Origin of the sequence: Pseudomonas sp. MF7453, assembly GCF_016405455.1 — a bacterium.
Lineage (GTDB): Bacteria > Pseudomonadota > Gammaproteobacteria > Pseudomonadales > Pseudomonadaceae > Aquipseudomonas > Aquipseudomonas paralactis.
Map to the genome: position 1 here is coordinate 212,811 of NZ_JAEKCN010000002.1, position 15,756 is coordinate 228,566.

General features: G+C 61.3%; 12 protein-coding genes and 1 pseudogene. 6 read left to right on the plus strand and 7 right to left on the minus strand.

Annotated features, from left to right (window positions below):
* Positions 1-133: 133 nt before the first annotated feature.
* The 4 genes from JFT63_RS04985 to JFT63_RS04970 form a co-directional block, all read right to left on the minus strand.
* Positions 134-955 (minus strand): TIM barrel protein, encoded by an 822-nt coding sequence (locus JFT63_RS04985; RefSeq protein WP_198843551.1) that lies wholly within the window; start codon positions 953-955, stop codon positions 134-136.
* Between the two features lie 26 nt (positions 956-981).
* Positions 982-1,770: a 5-deoxy-glucuronate isomerase gene (gene iolB / locus JFT63_RS04980; RefSeq protein WP_032897000.1), complete on the minus strand. Its 789-nt coding sequence runs from the start codon at positions 1,768-1,770 to the stop codon at positions 982-984.
* A gap of 3 nt (positions 1,771-1,773) precedes the next feature.
* The gene (iolE, locus tag JFT63_RS04975) at positions 1,774-2,661 is read right to left on the minus strand and encodes a myo-inosose-2 dehydratase (RefSeq protein WP_198843552.1); all 888 of its coding nucleotides are present in this window, start codon (positions 2,659-2,661) and stop codon (positions 1,774-1,776) included.
* A gap of 149 nt (positions 2,662-2,810) precedes the next feature.
* Complete coding sequence (locus JFT63_RS04970) at positions 2,811-4,748, minus strand: bifunctional 5-dehydro-2-deoxygluconokinase/5-dehydro-2-deoxyphosphogluconate aldolase (protein ID WP_198843553.1); 1,938 nt, start codon at positions 4,746-4,748, stop codon at positions 2,811-2,813.
* Positions 4,749-5,032: 284 nt separating this feature from the next.
* Here JFT63_RS04970 and JFT63_RS04965 point away from each other — a divergent pair, with 284 nt between their 5' ends.
* Complete coding sequence (locus tag JFT63_RS04965) at positions 5,033-5,941, plus strand: MurR/RpiR family transcriptional regulator (RefSeq protein WP_005787722.1); 909 nt, start codon at positions 5,033-5,035, stop codon at positions 5,939-5,941.
* 106 nt (positions 5,942-6,047) lie between these two features.
* Here the strand turns inward: JFT63_RS04965 and pdxR are convergent, their stop codons facing one another.
* The gene (gene pdxR / locus JFT63_RS04960; protein ID WP_198843554.1) at positions 6,048-7,460 is read right to left on the minus strand and encodes a MocR-like pyridoxine biosynthesis transcription factor PdxR; all 1,413 of its coding nucleotides are present in this window, start codon (positions 7,458-7,460) and stop codon (positions 6,048-6,050) included.
* A gap of 92 nt (positions 7,461-7,552) precedes the next feature.
* Between pdxR and JFT63_RS04955 the strand changes: the two are divergent.
* Positions 7,553-8,784, plus strand: a pseudogene (locus JFT63_RS04955) (multidrug effflux MFS transporter).
* Between the two features lie 101 nt (positions 8,785-8,885).
* Here the strand turns inward: JFT63_RS04955 and JFT63_RS04950 are convergent.
* Positions 8,886-9,791: a hypothetical protein gene (locus JFT63_RS04950; RefSeq protein ID WP_005787714.1), complete on the minus strand. Its 906-nt coding sequence runs from the start codon at positions 9,789-9,791 to the stop codon at positions 8,886-8,888.
* A gap of 443 nt (positions 9,792-10,234) precedes the next feature.
* Here JFT63_RS04950 and JFT63_RS04945 point away from each other — a divergent pair, with 443 nt between their 5' ends.
* Together JFT63_RS04945 and JFT63_RS04940 are read left to right on the plus strand one after the other, a co-directional pair.
* Entirely contained in the window at positions 10,235-10,918 is a 684-nt protein-coding gene (locus tag JFT63_RS04945) for a response regulator transcription factor (RefSeq protein ID WP_005787712.1), read from the plus strand.
* The gene (locus JFT63_RS04940; protein WP_057702765.1) at positions 10,896-12,287 is read left to right on the plus strand and encodes a sensor histidine kinase; all 1,392 of its coding nucleotides are present in this window, start codon (positions 10,896-10,898) and stop codon (positions 12,285-12,287) included. Before JFT63_RS04945 ends, JFT63_RS04940 begins: the two co-directional genes overlap by 23 nt.
* A 171-nt stretch (positions 12,288-12,458) precedes the next feature.
* Here the strand turns inward: JFT63_RS04940 and JFT63_RS04935 are convergent, their stop codons facing one another.
* The gene (locus JFT63_RS04935; RefSeq protein WP_198843555.1) at positions 12,459-14,054 is read right to left on the minus strand and encodes a L,D-transpeptidase family protein; all 1,596 of its coding nucleotides are present in this window, start codon (positions 14,052-14,054) and stop codon (positions 12,459-12,461) included.
* 39 nt (positions 14,055-14,093) lie between these two features.
* On the opposite strand from JFT63_RS04935, the gene JFT63_RS04930 reads away from it, so the two are divergent.
* Together JFT63_RS04930 and JFT63_RS04925 are read left to right on the plus strand one after the other, a co-directional pair.
* Positions 14,094-14,807: a murein L,D-transpeptidase catalytic domain family protein gene (locus tag JFT63_RS04930; protein ID WP_057702763.1), complete on the plus strand. Its 714-nt coding sequence runs from the start codon at positions 14,094-14,096 to the stop codon at positions 14,805-14,807.
* Positions 14,808-14,837: 30 nt separating this feature from the next.
* Positions 14,838-15,584, plus strand: coding sequence for a creatininase family protein (locus tag JFT63_RS04925; RefSeq protein ID WP_057702762.1), 747 nt, complete (start codon positions 14,838-14,840; stop codon positions 15,582-15,584).
* The last annotated feature ends 172 nt before the right edge of the window (positions 15,585-15,756 follow it).

Here is a 15,756-nt window from a genome sequence, read left to right on the forward strand (position 1 = left end):
GAATGCAATTGGAATGTTCAACACCGATCCACTGTGGGAGCTGGCTTGCCTGCGATAGCGGTCTATCCGTTGCATATGCATTGCCTGACGCACCGCTGTCGCAGGCAAGCCAGCTCCCACATTTTTGATCGCGTTATGGCAGGGGCTTTTGCAAATACGCCATGCTGCTGCCCAACGCCTGCCGGATATCCACCAACCCATGCACGCTTTCGGCAAACGGCTCGAACGACAGATAGCCGCTGTAACCGGTGCTCAACAAGGTGTCGATCTGCGCCGCATTGCCGAGGATATCGTCCTCGCCCACCAGCACGCGGTGGCCGTCGCGGATCGAGTCGAGCGGCGCCTCGCGGTCTTCCACCCCGGAGATATGCACAAGGCCGGTCAGCTCCGCAAAGAACTCATGCTCGCCGGCCAGATGATGGTGAAAGGTGTCGTGCACCACGCGGAACACATCCAGACCACCGACGGCCTTGATTGCATCCACTGCCACACGCTTGCGACGCAGGGCGGATACGGTGAAACCCAGGGGTTCGATGAAGCCGAGAATCCCGTATTCGCGCAGGATCAACGCCAGTTCGCTCAACGCGGTGCGCAAACCGGCGGCGCGCTGCGCGTCGTTGCGCGTATCGCCAGACTGATTGAACGGGCACATCACCAGGCCCTGGGCCCCGCATTCACGGGCGTAGGTGGCCAGTTCGATTGCCTGGGCCCGGCGTTCGTCGTTCCAAACATCAAAGGGGTACAGCGCGTTGATCGACAACACCTGGATGCCCTGCGCGGCGCACAACTCACGCACGCGGCTGGCGGACATGCCGTATTCGATCTCGCGGTTCTTGAGGTCGTTGCGGATCTCGATGGCATCGCACTGAAGGGCTTTGGCCAGCTGGATAAAATCCGCCAGGGGCAAATCAGGCGCGACCATACGGTTAAGGGCAAAACGTAGCGGCGACTTCATTGTTGTTGTTCTCCGTCCAAAACCGTTTAAAGGTCCAGCAGCCAACTGTGCTGCGGGTCGTTATGGAAATGCCAGGCGCGCTTGGGGCCGGCCATGACGTTGAGGTAATAAGACTCGTAGCCATACGGCACACTGACCGGGTGATACCCCTTGGGCACTACCACCAGGTCGCTGTTTTCCACGGCCATAGCCTGGTCGATGCTGCGATCGTCGGTGTACACGCGCTGGAACACAAAGCCCTGGGGCGGGTTGATCTGGTGGTAGTAGGTCTCTTCCAGAAAGCTCTGATGCGGCAGGTCGTCGGTGTCGTGCTTGTGCGGCGGATAACTTGAGGAATGCCCCGAAGGCGTGCGCACCTCCACCACCAGCAGCGAATGCGCCGGCTCACTGTCGGGCAGGATGTCGCAGACATAGCGGGTGTTGGCGCCTTTGCCGCGCACACTGCGTTTGCACTGCTCGGGACGGATCAGGCGCGGGGCAAAACCCGTAGCACCCGGCGCTGCGCAGACGGCAATTTGCACATCGCTCAGGGCCGTGACTCGGGCGTCAGTGCCCGGCGGCAAATAGGCGGCGAACGGTGACTTGTCTTCGAACACCGACTGGCGATCGCCCAGGTTCTGCCAATTGAAGCCTTCGCCTTCGATATTCACCCGACCGCTGAGCAGCACCAGGCACAGCTCCTGATCGCCCGCGCTGACCGGCAAGGTTTCGCCCAGGCTCAAGCGGTAAGCGGCGAAGCCTACGTACTCCAGGCGACCCGCCTCCAGGGCAACCATGGTTTGCCCGCGTTTACTGCTTTTGACCAACAAGCTCATCACTCAAGTCCTCTCGTCGAGCAGCGCACGCAAGGTGTCATAGCCCTTTTTCGCGTAGATATAGCTGGGCGCCACGGCCGGGTCCTGCTCGGCTTCCACCACCAGCCAGCCTTGATAGTTCGCAGCCAGCAACACGTCCAGCAACGACGCAAAGTTGATATCGCCGTCGCCGGGTACGGTGAACGTGCCGTTGACGATGCAATCGGGAAAGCTCCACATCTGGTTGCGCGCCAGTTGCACCACCGGCTTGCGCACGTCCTTGAAATGCACATGGCAAACGCGGTCGATGTGCTTGCGCAACACCTCGATGGGTTCGCCGCCTCCCATGTAGCAGTGACCCGAATCGAACAACAGACCAACTTCCGGGCCCGTGCGTGTCATCAACTGGTCAATGTCTTCGGGTGACTCAACGTAAGCGCCCATATGGTGGTGGTAGGCCAGGCGCACGCCTTGGGACAAGGTGAAACGCGCCAGCTCGGTGAGCTTGTCGGCGTACGCCTGCCACGCCTGCTCACTGTGAAAGCGCGGACGCTCGATCAGGCGAATGCGTGAACCCTGGATCGAGTCGGCGACTTCGCCGTACACCAGTACGTTGGCGCCGTTTTGTTTGAGCAGTTCGACATGCCCGGCAATAGCCTCGATTTCCTCGGCCACCGAACGACGAGCCAGGCGGCTGGAGTACCAGCCGGAGACGAGGGCCAGGTCATAGGGGCGCAGCACGTCGCCGACGCCCTTGGCATCCTTGGGGAATTTGCCATTGAGTTCAAAACCTTCGTAGCCGATGTCCTTGCCTTCGCTCAGGGCCGTGCTCAACGGGGTTTCACCGCCAAGGGCCGGGAGGTCATCGTTGCTCCAGGAGATCGGGTTGATGCCAATTCGGATTGCGGGCATGGCTGCACCTTTATTATTCAAGTCGCTTCTCAACTGTAGGAGCGAGCTTGCTCGCGAAGATCGCTAACGATTACACCGGCATTCTGACGAAGCGCGGTGCCCATGCGTTTTTCGCGAGCAAGCTCGCTCCTACAGGTATCGGTCATGTATCAGGTTCGAGCACTGCGCCAGGCATTGATGAGTTGTTCGAAGGTAGCCTGTACCTGCTGGATCAAGGTCTCATCATCGATTTCCCCCGCCATCCACGCCCGGCTCGGTTCCTGGAATATCGTGCGGCCCACGGCGAACCCGCGGCAGGTGTTGCTCTGGCTGGCCTGCTTGAAGCCATCAGCCAAAAACTCAGGGGAGGCATTCAGGCCCAGCAGCACCACGCCACGGCAGTACGGGTCACGCTCCTGGATAAGTTCGTCGAGCTTTTTCCAATCCTCGGCCGACTGTGCCTCGATCTTCCACCACGCCGGGTAGATGCCCAGGTTGTACAGGCGCTTGAGGCTGCGATACAAAACGTCGGGGTAAGTGGATGGGTGATCCTTGGGCGGGATGACTTCCAGCAGCAGTTCATGGCCGCTGACGATGGACGCCTCATACACCGCCTTGAGCTGCGCTTCCTGTTCCAGGCGCAGCATCGGCTCGTCATCGGGATGAAATTGCACCAGGCACTTGATGATCTGTTCCTGGGGCCAGGCAATCAGGTTACTGCCCACCGAACGGCCGTGTTCGAACGCCAGGGGCCGAGAGTTCTGCACTTCGACCGGGCGGGCGATCCACCAGCCACGGCCACTGGCGGCGTTGAGGGCATCCTGGCCGAAACGCTGATCGGCGAGCAGACCCACATCGGCCTCGATGCCCTGCTCGGCGAGCTTGTTCTCCACACGTTCAATGGCCTGGATAAACAGCTGCTTGATGGCGCTGATCCGCGCCAGATCCTGGCCGCCTTTTTGCGCCAGCTCCACCAGCTGCCAGCGGTGGTCGAAGGCGAACACGAACAGTTGCTTCCAGGCCTTGCGCGGCACCGTGACGCGGTGCAGGCGCTGCAAGGTTGCATCCTGGTCGGGCCGAGTGATCGGCACCGGGCTATTGAACAGGTAATCGAGTTCGGCGGGCGTGGGCATGGCCGGTGCGCAGGCGTGCCTCGAGACCACCAGGCCGCCACAGGCATTGGCCAACTGGCTGCAACGCTCGTCGCTGGCGTCATTGAGCCAGCCACTGAGAAAGCCCGACATAAAGGCATCGCCGGCGCCCAGCACATTGAGCACTTCAACGCGCACACCGGGATAGATCGCCCCGTCTTCCAAGCGCGCAGGGATTGCGCCGTGGATCACCGTGCAGCCCTGCGGGCCGAGCTTGACCACCAGGATCGCCGGGGTCAGTTCACGCACCGTGCGCAGGGCCGTGAGCAGGTCTTCACTGCCGCCGGCAATGAGAAATTCTTCTTCCGTGCCAACGATCAGGTCAAAACGCGGCAGGATTTTCTGCACATGCTGGCTGACATTCTGGTCGGCAACAAAACGGGTTTCGCCATCAGCCTTACCCGCCAGGCCCCATAGCACCGGACGGTAGTCAATATCCAGTACCCGCTGGACGTTGTGTTTGGCGGCGTATTCCAGCGCCTGGATGCTGGCCTTGTACACGCCGTCGGTGGAGAAATGCGTACCGGTGATCAGCAGCGCCTTGCTCGATGCAATAAAGGCTTCGCTGATGTCTTCGGCGCGCAGGGCCATGTCGGCGCAGTTTTCGCGGTAGAACACCAGGGGGAAAGTTTCGCGGTCCTTGAGGCCCAGCAACACCAGGGCGGTGAGGCGCTCCGGGTCGACCTTGATGCCGCTGACATCGCAGCCTTCGCGAGCCAGGGATTCGACCAGAAAACGGCCCATATGGTCGTCACCCACCCGGCTCAGCATCGCCGACTTAAGCCCCAGCCGGGCAGTGCCGAACGCAATGTTGGCGGAGGAACCACCGAGGTATTTGGCGAAGCTGGACACATCCTCAAGCCGCGCCCCCACTTGCTGCGCGTAGAGGTCGACGCCCAGGCGCCCGAGGCAAATCAGATCCAATTGACGCCCACTGGCAAAACGAGTCTGGCCCATGCTGGCTCCTGTTATTTTTATCAGCCTGCGTTGTGCCGCCGTGGTGGCGGCAAACGCTCTTGGTGGGAGCAGACTAGAACGTCCGACGGCGGCAATCAATATTTATTCCATAATTATTTTTAGTGGAATATTTTTTCCAATACGTCAGCATAGCGGCACGCCAGCGCCCGTGCATCGTTTCAGCAGGCCACGCGGGCCGTGATGTCGGGGTATTTTTTTGCGCCTACCCTGTAGACTTGCGCCAACCATCAGCGCATCAGACGAACACGCCAAAAGGATTGCCCATGTCCCGCACCGATCCCGAGACCACCCTGGAAGAAACTGTCGCCAGCCCTCCGATCAATGCCGAGCGCCTGTTGCAGCTGATCACCGACGAATACGAAAGCCTGCCGCGCCAGCTCAAGCGCATCGCCAGTTACATGAGCCAGCAGAGCGACCGCATCATGGTCGATCGCATCAGTGACATCGCCCGTGAATGCGAAGTACACCCCTCGGCCATCGTGCGGTTTTCCCAGCGTTTCGGCTTCAGCGGTTTCAGTGAAATGCAGGCGCTGTTTCGCGAGGCGTATACCCACAAGACCACGCCGGTGCAGAACTACCAGCAGCGCATCCGCAGCATGATCGCCAACAAGTCGCAGAAAGCCAGCGGCGGCGACCTGGCGCGTGAATGCGTCAACGCCACCCTCTCGGGCATCGAACGCCTGGGCCTGGAACTGGACGATGCGGCTTTCGAGAAAGCCGTGGACCTGGTGGTCAATGCCGACAACATCTACGTGGTCGGCGTGCGCCGCTCCTTTGCGGTGGCCGACTACCTGGTCTACAACCTGCAGCACACCAACAAGCGCATTCACCTGATCTCGGGCCTGGGCGGCAGTTATCGCGAGCAGATGCGCAGCGTGCGCGCCAATGACCTGGTGATTGCCATCAGCTTTACCCCCTACGGCAAGGAAACCCAGCACTGCCTGCGCATTGCCCAGCATCACCAGGCCAAGACCCTGATCATCACCGACAGCAACCTGTCGCCGCTGGCCAAGCGCGCGAATGCGGTGCTGTTGGTCAATGAAGGCTCTTCGTTTGCCTTCCGTTCGCTGAGCGCCACCTTGTGCCTGTGCCAGGCGTTGTTTATTGCGGTGGCGTATCGGTTGGAATTGAAGGTGGATGAAATTCATGAGCAGGTCGGGTTCGACGACTGACATGCGCCATCTGTAGGAGCGAGCTTGCTCGCGAAAAACTCACAGGCGCCGCGTTCATTCAGCAAGCACGCTTAATCGTTGACGATCATCGCGAGCAAGCTCGCTCCTACAGTAATTGCGCCAGGGCCCGGCCGTGGAAGCGGATCTGCGCCAGGGTCAACGCGGTGTAGCCGATGATCACCGCGGGCGGCAACGTTACCTCGACACAGAACTTGCCCAGTGGCTGCAAGCTCAGCCCGGCGTCGGCAGCGCGAGCGCAGAAATCCGCCTCTGACACCCCAGCCGGTAACCACAGCACAAAATGCAGCCCGGCCTGCTCACCACTGACCGTAACGCCCGGCGGGAGGCACGCGAGCAAGGCATCACGCCGCGCCTGATAGGCCTGGCGCGAAGCGCGCAAATGCCGCACGAACGCACCGCTGCCAAGAAAATCCACCAGGCCCGACTGATCGCTGGCGCCTACCGAATGCCCGGTCAGTTGCAAGGTGCGCAGCAGTGATGGGCGCAGGGCTTTGGGCACCACCATGAAACCCACTCGCAAGCCTGGAAACAGGTTTTTGTTGAAGCTGCCGCAGTAGAGCACGCGGTCATTCGTGTCCAGGGATTTGAGCGCGGCCAGAGGGGCGCTGTTGTAGTTGTACTCGCTGTCATAGTCGTCTTCGACCACCCAGGCATCCGCTCGATGTGCCCAATCCAGCAACGCCAGACGACGCGACACCGACAGGGTCACGCCCAGCGGCGCCTGGTGCGCGGGGGTGACATACGCCAGCCGTGCGTGCGCGGGGAGCTGAGCGGTATCGAGCCCTTCGGCGGTGACCGGAATCGACTGCACCTGTGCACCGGCCAGGTTGAACAGACGCCGCGCCGGGGTGTAGCCGGGATCTTCGACGCAGGCCAGGTCACCCGGTTGAAGCAGCGTGCGGGCGACCAGGTCAAGGCCATGACGAATGCCGGTGGTAACAATCACTTCGTCCGCCTCACAGTGCATGCCGCGATAACTGCGCAAGTAATCCGCAATGTGCTCCCGCAAGGCCGGCAGCCCCCCCGGGTGGGCGGCCTCCAGCACACCAACGCCCGCGGCCAGCAAGCCACGGGAGATGCAGCGCGCCCAGGCTTTGCGGTCGAACAGGCCGGCATCCGGGCGCCGTGCAACAAAGGGCACATGGCTCTGCACACCGGCGTGGGGTGGGTCGGCGTCAACCGGTCTGCGCAGCATGTGTTCTGATGCCGGGGCCGCAATGAATTGCTCGGGAATCACCGCGCACACCCGCGTGCCGGAGCCCGCCACACGCTGCACATAGCCTTCACTGTGCAAGCGGTCGAACACCGCCTCAAGGGTGCCACGTGAAACCTGCCAACGCTCGGCCAGGCTGCGGGTCGATGGCAAGCGGCTGTCGGCCGGCAACTGCCGATTCAGGATCGCCCCCCGTAACGCCTCATAGGCGCCCTGTTGTTTACCCGCATTCAGGTTGTCCGGGCGCGGCAGGTCAAGGTGGGAGGCGGCTTTTCCTCGGCGCATAGTGGTCCAGTCCTTCCGTGCACAAGTGGTCCTGCGGATTAAACCACAACGCCGCTAGAGTCCAGGCTCTACCCCTCGCGAAGTAACCGCCCATGACGCAACGTATTCTCGCCCCTTGGTTCTGGCTAACGCTGCTGACGATCCTGGTGGGCCTGCCGCGCCTCACCCTGGACCTGCACTTGCCCGCCCTGCCCGCTATGGCCGACTACTTCCAAACCTCGGACAGTCAACTGCAACTGGTGCTGACGCTCTACACCCTCGGTTCGGCGGTTTCCTTGCTGGTCAGCGGCCCGCTTACCGACCGCTTCGGCCGTCGCCCGGTGTTGCTGGCCGGGTTGACGATTTATGTGCTGGCGACCCTCACTTGCGCACTGGCCGACAGCCTCGGGGTGTTGATCATTGCGCGGCTGTTCCAGGCCCTCGGCGGGTGCTGCACCACGGTGATTGGTCGGGTGATTGTGCGCGACTATTTTGCCCCGCAGGAGCAGGCGCGCTTGCTGGGGTTGATCTCCATGGCGATGGCAGTCTCGCCCATGGCCGCGCCGGTGCTTGGCAGCGTGTTATTGCCCCTCTTGGGTTGGCGAGGTTTATTTGTGTTGCTGGGGGTGATTGGCAGCCTGTTGTGCCTGGTGGTGCAACGGCGTTTGCCGGAAACCCGTCCGCCGCAAGTGGCCGCTGCCCCGCCCCCGCACTTGCTGCACATCTACGGCCAACTGCTGCGCGACCGTTATTTCCTGCGTTATGCCTTGGCGATCGGCTGCGTGTACAGCACCTATTTTCCGTTTATCAGCGAGTCTTCGGCGTTGCTGCAACGCGGCTTTGGTTTGTCGCCCAGCGCCTATGCGCTGGTATTTGCCGCAACGATCAGCGGCTACATGCTCGGCGCCAACCTGTTCCGCCGCCTGGTGGGGCGGTTCGAGGCAGACCGCTTGATCAGCGTTGCCATCGGCCTGAATGTGCTGGGCAGCGTGATGCTGGCGACAGCCACAACCGTGCTGGCGCAGGATTGGCTGGCGATTGTATTGCCGATGGTGGTGATCATGGTATCGGTGGGGCTGACGATGCCTGCCAGTTGTCGGTGTTGCAGCCCCACGGCGCAATTGCCGGAACGGCGTCAGGGTTGTTCTTTTTTATTCAGATGATTGTGACGGCGCTGAGCAGTTGGGCCACCGGGCTGCTGTCGGATGGCACTGCGCAACCGCTGGTGATCATGACCTCACTGGCCAGCGCCTTGCTGGTCACCAGTTGGCTGGCACTGCGTAAAACCAAAAGTGGGAAGGAGCAAAGCCCTTCCCACCCTTTACCGAGCCAGGCCCGGGTTTAGTGCATGAAGATCGCGATCAGGATGATCACCGGAATCGGCACGCCGAGGAACCACAGCAGTAATGAGCGCATGATGCTTTCCTTTAATGAATGGACCTTGAATTAACGAACGTAGTTTTCGGTTTCGACGTACACCACAGCATCCCGGCGGCGACCGCCGAAGGTGGCAGCGAAGCTGGCGAAGAAAGCACCGATCAACAGCGCCACGAAGGTCCACAGCGAGGTGTAGGCAGCCACTTTGGCGGCGGTCTCGGCGGCTTGCTTGGCCTTGAGCTTGGCGTCTTCGATGGCTTTACGGGCATCGCCGTAGACTTTGTCGATACGCGCCTCGGCATCGGCCTGGCTGAGGTTGGTGCGCTGAGTGATCAACTGGGCCAGGTAGGCACGGTCTTCGGCAGCCAGTTGGCCGTCATTGCTCAGGGTGCGGGCAAAGATACGGCCGACCACGGCGTGCGCCGCGTCGTCGCTGACCGCGGCTGGGCGGTCATCGCGGAACAGGCTGTCGACGTAATAGCCGAAGTCGCCGCTGTCGGCACCTTTGGCTGCGCTGCCGGCCGCCTGAGTCAAACCACTGGCGGCGCCCGACGCGACGCTGGCACCGGCTTTAACACCGCCGCTGACCACACTGCTGACCGAACCGACCACCAGCATTGCCGTGATCAGGGTAGCCACGGCCCACGCCAGGAAACCATGGGCCGTATCACGAAAGTAGACTTCATCGCCGTGCATATTGGCCCACTTCACCCGCAACCGGCCAGCGATGTAGCCGCCCAGGCCCGATGCGACGATCTGAGTAAAAGCCAGCCAGACAATCGTGGAAATGCCAAGACCCTTGGCGCTGATACCGCTGTCGGCCCACGGCGACACCGCCGAAAAGCCAAGGCCGAAGCCCAGCAGCACCAGAATCAGTGACAACGCAGCCGCCGCAGCGGCCCCGGCGAAGATCGCCCCCCAGGAAACCCCGGAGAGCGTGCTTGACTCTTGCAGCGCGGATGAGGATGTGATCATTGTTGTTTTGCTCCAGGCATGAAAAATAGTGTTACAAGTCTCAAAAGGGACAGTGCAGGCACCATGCCAGTCGCCATACGTTTTAAAATTCTTATTTTTCAATAATTTAACTAAATTGAACTTCGCAAAACCATGCAAGTTGCAAGAAAGGTGGGTTAAGACCGGGCGATATGCATTCTTCCGTCGGGCACATTCCATGTAGGAGCGAGCTTGCTCGCGAAAACCCCACAGGCGCCGCGTTCATTCAGGAAACACGCGTTATCGTTGACGTTTTTCGCGAGCAAGCTCGCTCCTACAGGCATTAGCGCTTGCCCCCCTCCCACACTGGGTTGTGTCAGTCATGGTGGCAGTTTTGCCAAGATGAAGTTTTATTTAGGAAACATTCAGCAACTTCTTGGCAAAATAACCTCCACTTCTAGTGTGAACGCTCACCAGGTACTCCTATGACCCGCATTTTGACCATCGAGGATGACGCCGTAACGGCCCGCGAGATCGTCGCCGAGCTGAGTAGCCATGGACTGGACGTAGACTGGGTAGACAACGGCCGCGAGGGGCTGGTCCGCGCCGTGAGCGGCGATTACGATCTGATTACCCTCGACCGCATGTTGCCCGAACTGGATGGCCTGGCCATCGTCACCACCTTGCGCACGATTGGGGTATCGACGCCAATCCTGATGATCAGCGCCCTCTCCGATGTCGACGAGCGTGTACGCGGCCTGCGTGCCGGCGGTGATGACTACCTGACCAAGCCGTTCGCCTCCGACGAAATGGCCGCCCGTGTCGAAGTGCTGCTGCGGCGCAAAAGCACGGTCAAGGAGTTCGAAACCGCCCTGCGCGTGGCGGACCTGGAGTTGAACCTGATCAGCCGCGAAGCCAGCCGCGCCGAGCAGCCGCTGACGCTGTTGCCGACCGAATACAAACTGCTGGAATTTCTGATGCGCAACACCGGGCAGATCCTGTCGCGCATGATGATTTTCGAGGAAGTCTGGGGTTATCACTTTGACCCGGGCACCAACCTGATCGACGTGCACATCGGTCGCCTGCGCAAGAAAATCGATCCCCCGGGCCTCACGCCGCTGATCCGCACGGTACGAGGTTCCGGGTATGTCATTGCTGAACCCCTCTAAGGGCTGGCGTTCTTCCAGCAGCCGCTTGCTGGCGCTGTACAGCTCGTTGTTCGTGGCGTGGAGCTGCATCCTCATGGGGGTGCTGTATTACGAGGTGTCGGGCTACCTCAGCGACCTGTCGCGCCATTCTCTTCTGCAACGCCAGCACTTGTTCCAGCGTTTTGACGGCGAAGCCCTGGTCGAAGCGCTGACCACCAGCATGACCTTCGACATGAAGGGCGTCGACGCCTACGGCTTGTTCGACGAGCAGTTCCGGCCCCTGAGCGGCCCGATCCGCACGGTACCGGCCGACCTGCCGCTGGATGGCAAGATCCACACCCTGGCCAACTGCGTCGAATCCGATGACCCCAAGCTGCCCAAGGACAGCTGCGACGCCGTTGCCACCCACACCGACGACGGGCGCTGGCTGGTGCTGGTGCGCGCCAACGGCTCGCTGTTCGGCGTAACGCGGATCATCTGGCATGCCCTGCTGTGGGCGCTGTCGTTGACCATCATCCCCGGCGCTGCCGGCTGGCACCTGCTGCGCCGCCGCCCGTTGCGGCGCATCCGCGGGATCCAGGCCAGCGCCGAAGCCATCGTCGCCGGCGACCTGACGCACCGCTTGCCGCTGTCTGATCGGCGCGACGAACTGGACATGCTCGCGGCCATCGTCAACGCCATGCTCGAACGCATCGAGAAACTGATGAACGAGGTCAAGGGCGTGTGCGACGCCATCGCCCACGACCTGCGTACCCCCCTCACCCGCCTGCGCGCGCAGCTTTACCGCATCAAGCAGCAAGCCGAGGAAGACTCCGCCCACGCAGTGAAACTCGATGACGCCATTGCCGAAACCGACACACTGATGGCGCGCTTTCGCGGGCTGCTGCGCATTTCCGAACTGGAAGATCACCAGCGTCGGTCAGGCTTTTTGGTACTGGACCCGCTGCCGTTGCTGCGCGAACTGCATGACTTTTATCTGCCCCTCGCGGAGGAAGGTGAAATGGAGTTGGTATTGCAAACTCCCGAATCATTGCCGTGGGTGACCGGCGATCGCGCCCTGTTGTTTGAGGCCTTGGCCAACCTGTTGAGCAATTCGATCAAGTTCACTCCGCCCAATGGCAAGGTCATCCTGCGAGCGGTCAATGATATGGGCAGTACGCGCATTGAAGTGCTCGACTCGGGGCCCGGAATTCCGGCGGCTGAACGCGCGTCGGTGTTTCAGCGTTTCTATCGGGTGGATGAAAACGATCAGCAAGGTGGCTTTGGTCTGGGGCTGTCGATTGTGGCGGCGATCATCAACCTGCACGGTTTCAAGCTCGAAGTCGGCACCAGCGAACTGGGCGGCGCCCTGCTGGTGCTGGAATGCCGCCAGCAGTTGATACCGGAATAGAACGTAAGGGACATCAAGGACGGCGCTTGCCCTAACACCATGTAGGAGCGAGCTTGCTCGCGAAAAACCCATAGGCGCCGCGTTTACTCAGGAAACACGCGTTATCGTTGACGTTTTTCGCGAGCAAGCTCGCTCCTACATGGTGTTTCAAAGCCCTCCCCCATATTTTTTCTAGAGCACACTCCCCATGGCCTTGATCAACACCGGATCAAGCGCATAGATATCCGGCGCGTAGACCAGGCTCCCCTGGCGATCCACTTCCACCGTCCAATACCCCAACAGCACCGGCACCGGCGTGGTCAGCCTGAATTCATGGGTCAGGCCGGTGGCCAGCAGCTCATCGGTACGGGTGCGTTCGGCCGGGGTTACCAACAGGTCACGCAGCAGCAGCGGCTGCTCGACCCTCACACACCCCGAACTGAACGCCCGTGGACCCTTGGTAAACAGCGGCTGGCTGGGTGTGTCGTGCAGGTACACCGAGAACGGGTTAGGGAAGCGCATCACGATCTTGCCCAGCGGGTTGCGCGGGCCAGCCTGCTGGCGCAGCAGGATATTGCCGGGGCGCGCCCAGTCGACCTGCTCGGGCGTCAGCGGATGGCCTTCGGCGTCGAGCACTTGCAGGTTTTGCTGACGCAGGTATTCCGGGTTCAGACGGATGGCCGGGAGTTTGTCCTCGCGCATGATGGTCGGCGGGATGGTCCAGGTGGGGTTGAGGGTCAGCCGCGTGATGCGCGACTTGAGCAGCGGTGTCTGGCGTTCGGCGCGTCCCACTTGCAGGCGGGTTTGCCATACCGGAATGCCGCTCTGGTACACACTCAATTGCGCAGCAGCCACATTGACCACGACGCCTTCGGGCTCCAGGTCCTGGGCCAGCCAGCGGAAACGCTCCAGGTTGATGCGCAGTTGTTCGCGGCGTATCGCCGGGCTGATATTGAGTTCGGCCACGGTGCCTGCGCCGATCACACCATCGGCTTGCAACGAATGACTGAGCTGGAACGCTTTGGCCGCCTTGACCAGATCGCCCTGATATTGCTTGCCGTTGGGCAACTTGGCCAGATAGCCGCCACTGTGCAGGCGCCGCGCCAATTCCGGCACACGCGGGTCTTCCATGCCGGGGCGTAATAGCGGACCACTGCCTACCGCGTCCCAGTGCGGTAAAGGTTGCTGGCGCAGGCTGGAATAGGCATTGCGCAGGCTGCGATACAAGTCTGCACTGGGCCGCGCCTGGTCGAACCCTTTGGCCATGTCCTGCAAGCCGGTGGCGGCAAATGCCAATACTGCGGTGTTAGGGTCAATTGTGGGCGGTTGAGAATGCCAGAGCGGTTCATAGCGCGATTGCAGCAGGCGCCCGTAATGCAAGTCGTGCAGGGCTTGCAGGTATTGCTGGCTGGTCGCGATGTCGCTGCACAGCACGTTGGCCGTGGCATCTACCGCAGGCAAGCTATAGTGGGAGGGATCCAGGCCGTCGTCGGCCAGCATCTGCAACTGGGTGTGCAAGGCTTGCCGAGACTCGTCGGCCGACCATAACGGTGCATTGCCCTGCTGTTGGTAAAAGGCTTGCAGGCGCACCTGCGCGGTGGCGTCGACCCGCGAGACCAGGTGCGGGCATACGCTGGACAGTTGCGCCAGCGCCTGCTGTACCGGCGCCAGATCGACGGGCGCAGGCGTAGTGACCGGCAGCGGCTCAGGCGCCAGCGCATCGGCTGTCGCGACCAATGGTGCAACGAGCAGGCAAATGCTCAAGTAACATGCGTGTTTTTTGAACAATTGACTTAGCTCCACTCCACAGCGGGGACTCGACTGTAGATGCTGACTTTTATGCGCCACCTCGGCTTGATCACCGGGGGCCTGGCTTTATTGAGCAATTTTGCGCTCGCTGCCGCTGGCACCCCACCTTCCCTGTATAGCAGCCTGGCGCGCTCGGCTCCAGAACTCAATCCCACTGTACTCAAAAGTGCCCTGAGCGCGGTGCAGTGTGCAGTCAATAACGGCGAGGAACGCTCCGATCGCCTGGCGGTTATTGACTACTCCCAGCCCTCGACCGCCCGTCGGCTGTGGATCTTCGATTTGCGCAAACAGACCCTGGTGCTGCGTGATCTGGTGGCCCATGGCGCCAAGTCGGGGGAAAACTTCGCCACTCAGTTCTCCAATCTCGAAGGCAGCCATCAATCCAGCCTGGGCTTGTTCCGCACCCAGGAAAGCTACCTCGGCGCCCATGGCTACTCGCTGCGCATGGATGGCCTTGAGCCCGGCTTCAATGACCTGGCACGCGACCGCGCCATCGTGATCCATGCCGCCGACTACGTCAGCCCGTTATGGAGCAAGCGCGAAGGCCGAATCGGCCGCAGCCAGGGCTGCCCGGCAGTACGCCCGCAGGTCGCCCGTCAAGTGGTAGACAAGCTCAAGGATGGGCAGTTCATGTTCTCCTGGTATCCCGACCAGCGCTGGTTGAAGTCCTCGACGTACCTCAATTGCAAACCCCAACAGGTGGCGAGTAGTCGTACAATCCGTGGCGGATAGCCTGTCCCCACAGATAAAAGAGAGCTTCGAATGCTTCTACACACCAGCACCTGGATCGAAATCGGGCAGTTTCTGGAACGCAGCCGCACGGTCGTGATCCCTATCGGCTCCAACGAACAACACGGCCCCACCGGCCTGCTGGGCACCGACTGGATGTGCCCGGAGATCATCGCCCATGAGGCGCAAAAAAACGCCGACATCCTGATCGGCCCTACTTTCAATATAGGCATGGCCCAGCACCACCTGGGCTTTCCCGGCACCATCTCGCTGCGCCCTTCCACCTTTATCGCCGCGATTGGCGATTGGGTGCGTTCGCTGGCCGGGCATGGCTTCGAGAAAATCCTGTTCCTGAACGGCCATGGCGGCAATATCGCCACGATCGAGGCGGCGTTTTCCGAGCTGTACGCCGAAGCCAGCTTCGCCCGCCGCCCGGCCGGGTTCGCGCTGAAGCTGGTGAACTGGTGGGACCTGGAAGGCGTCACCGACCTGGCCCAGCGCCAGTTCCCGGTCGGCCACGGCAGCCACGCCACGCCGTCGGAGATTGCGGTGACGCAGTGGGCTTACCCGCAGTCGATCAAGTCTGCCGACTACTCACCGCAAATCGCCAACACCGGCCCGATCCGCGAGGCGCTGGACTTCCGCGCGCGCTTCCCCGATGGCCGCATGGGGTCGGATCCGGCGCTGGCGACGGTGGAAAAAGGCGGTGAGTTGGTCGCGTTGGCGGCGCTGGGGTTGATCAAGACGGTGGACAGCTTCAGCAACGAAGCAAAACCTTGAGCCAAATGCGGGAGGGGCCGTGCGACGATCCGACTTGCTCCCGATAGCAGTTCTGTAGGAGCGAGCTTGCTCGCGAAAAACTCACAGGCGCCGCGTTCATTCAGGAAGCACGCTTTATCGTTGAAGTTTTTCGCGAGCAAGCTCGCTCCTACAGAGGGCTATGTACGCTTAA

Bases quoted from the DNA above. Each gene is read 5' to 3' on its own strand.
- JFT63_RS04985 (WP_198843551.1), bottom strand. From the start codon at position 955: ATGAAGTCGCCGCTACGTTTTGCCCTTAACCGTATGGTCGCGCCTGAT.
- iolB (WP_032897000.1), bottom strand. From the start codon at position 1,770: ATGAGCTTGTTGGTCAAAAGCAGTAAACGCGGGCAAACCATGGTTGCC.
- iolE (WP_198843552.1), bottom strand. From the start codon at position 2,661: ATGCCCGCAATCCGAATTGGCATCAACCCGATCTCCTGGAGCAACGAT.
- JFT63_RS04970 (WP_198843553.1), bottom strand. From the start codon at position 4,748: ATGGGCCAGACTCGTTTTGCCAGTGGGCGTCAATTGGATCTGATTTGC.
- JFT63_RS04965 (WP_005787722.1), top strand. From the start codon at position 5,033: ATGTCCCGCACCGATCCCGAGACCACCCTGGAAGAAACTGTCGCCAGC.
- pdxR (WP_198843554.1), bottom strand. From the start codon at position 7,460: ATGCGCCGAGGAAAAGCCGCCTCCCACCTTGACCTGCCGCGCCCGGAC.
- JFT63_RS04950 (WP_005787714.1), bottom strand. From the start codon at position 9,791: ATGATCACATCCTCATCCGCGCTGCAAGAGTCAAGCACGCTCTCCGGG.
- JFT63_RS04945 (WP_005787712.1), top strand. From the start codon at position 10,235: ATGACCCGCATTTTGACCATCGAGGATGACGCCGTAACGGCCCGCGAG.
- JFT63_RS04940 (WP_057702765.1), top strand. From the start codon at position 10,896: ATGTCATTGCTGAACCCCTCTAAGGGCTGGCGTTCTTCCAGCAGCCGC.
- JFT63_RS04930 (WP_057702763.1), top strand. From the start codon at position 14,094: ATGCTGACTTTTATGCGCCACCTCGGCTTGATCACCGGGGGCCTGGCT.
- JFT63_RS04925 (WP_057702762.1), top strand. From the start codon at position 14,838: ATGCTTCTACACACCAGCACCTGGATCGAAATCGGGCAGTTTCTGGAA.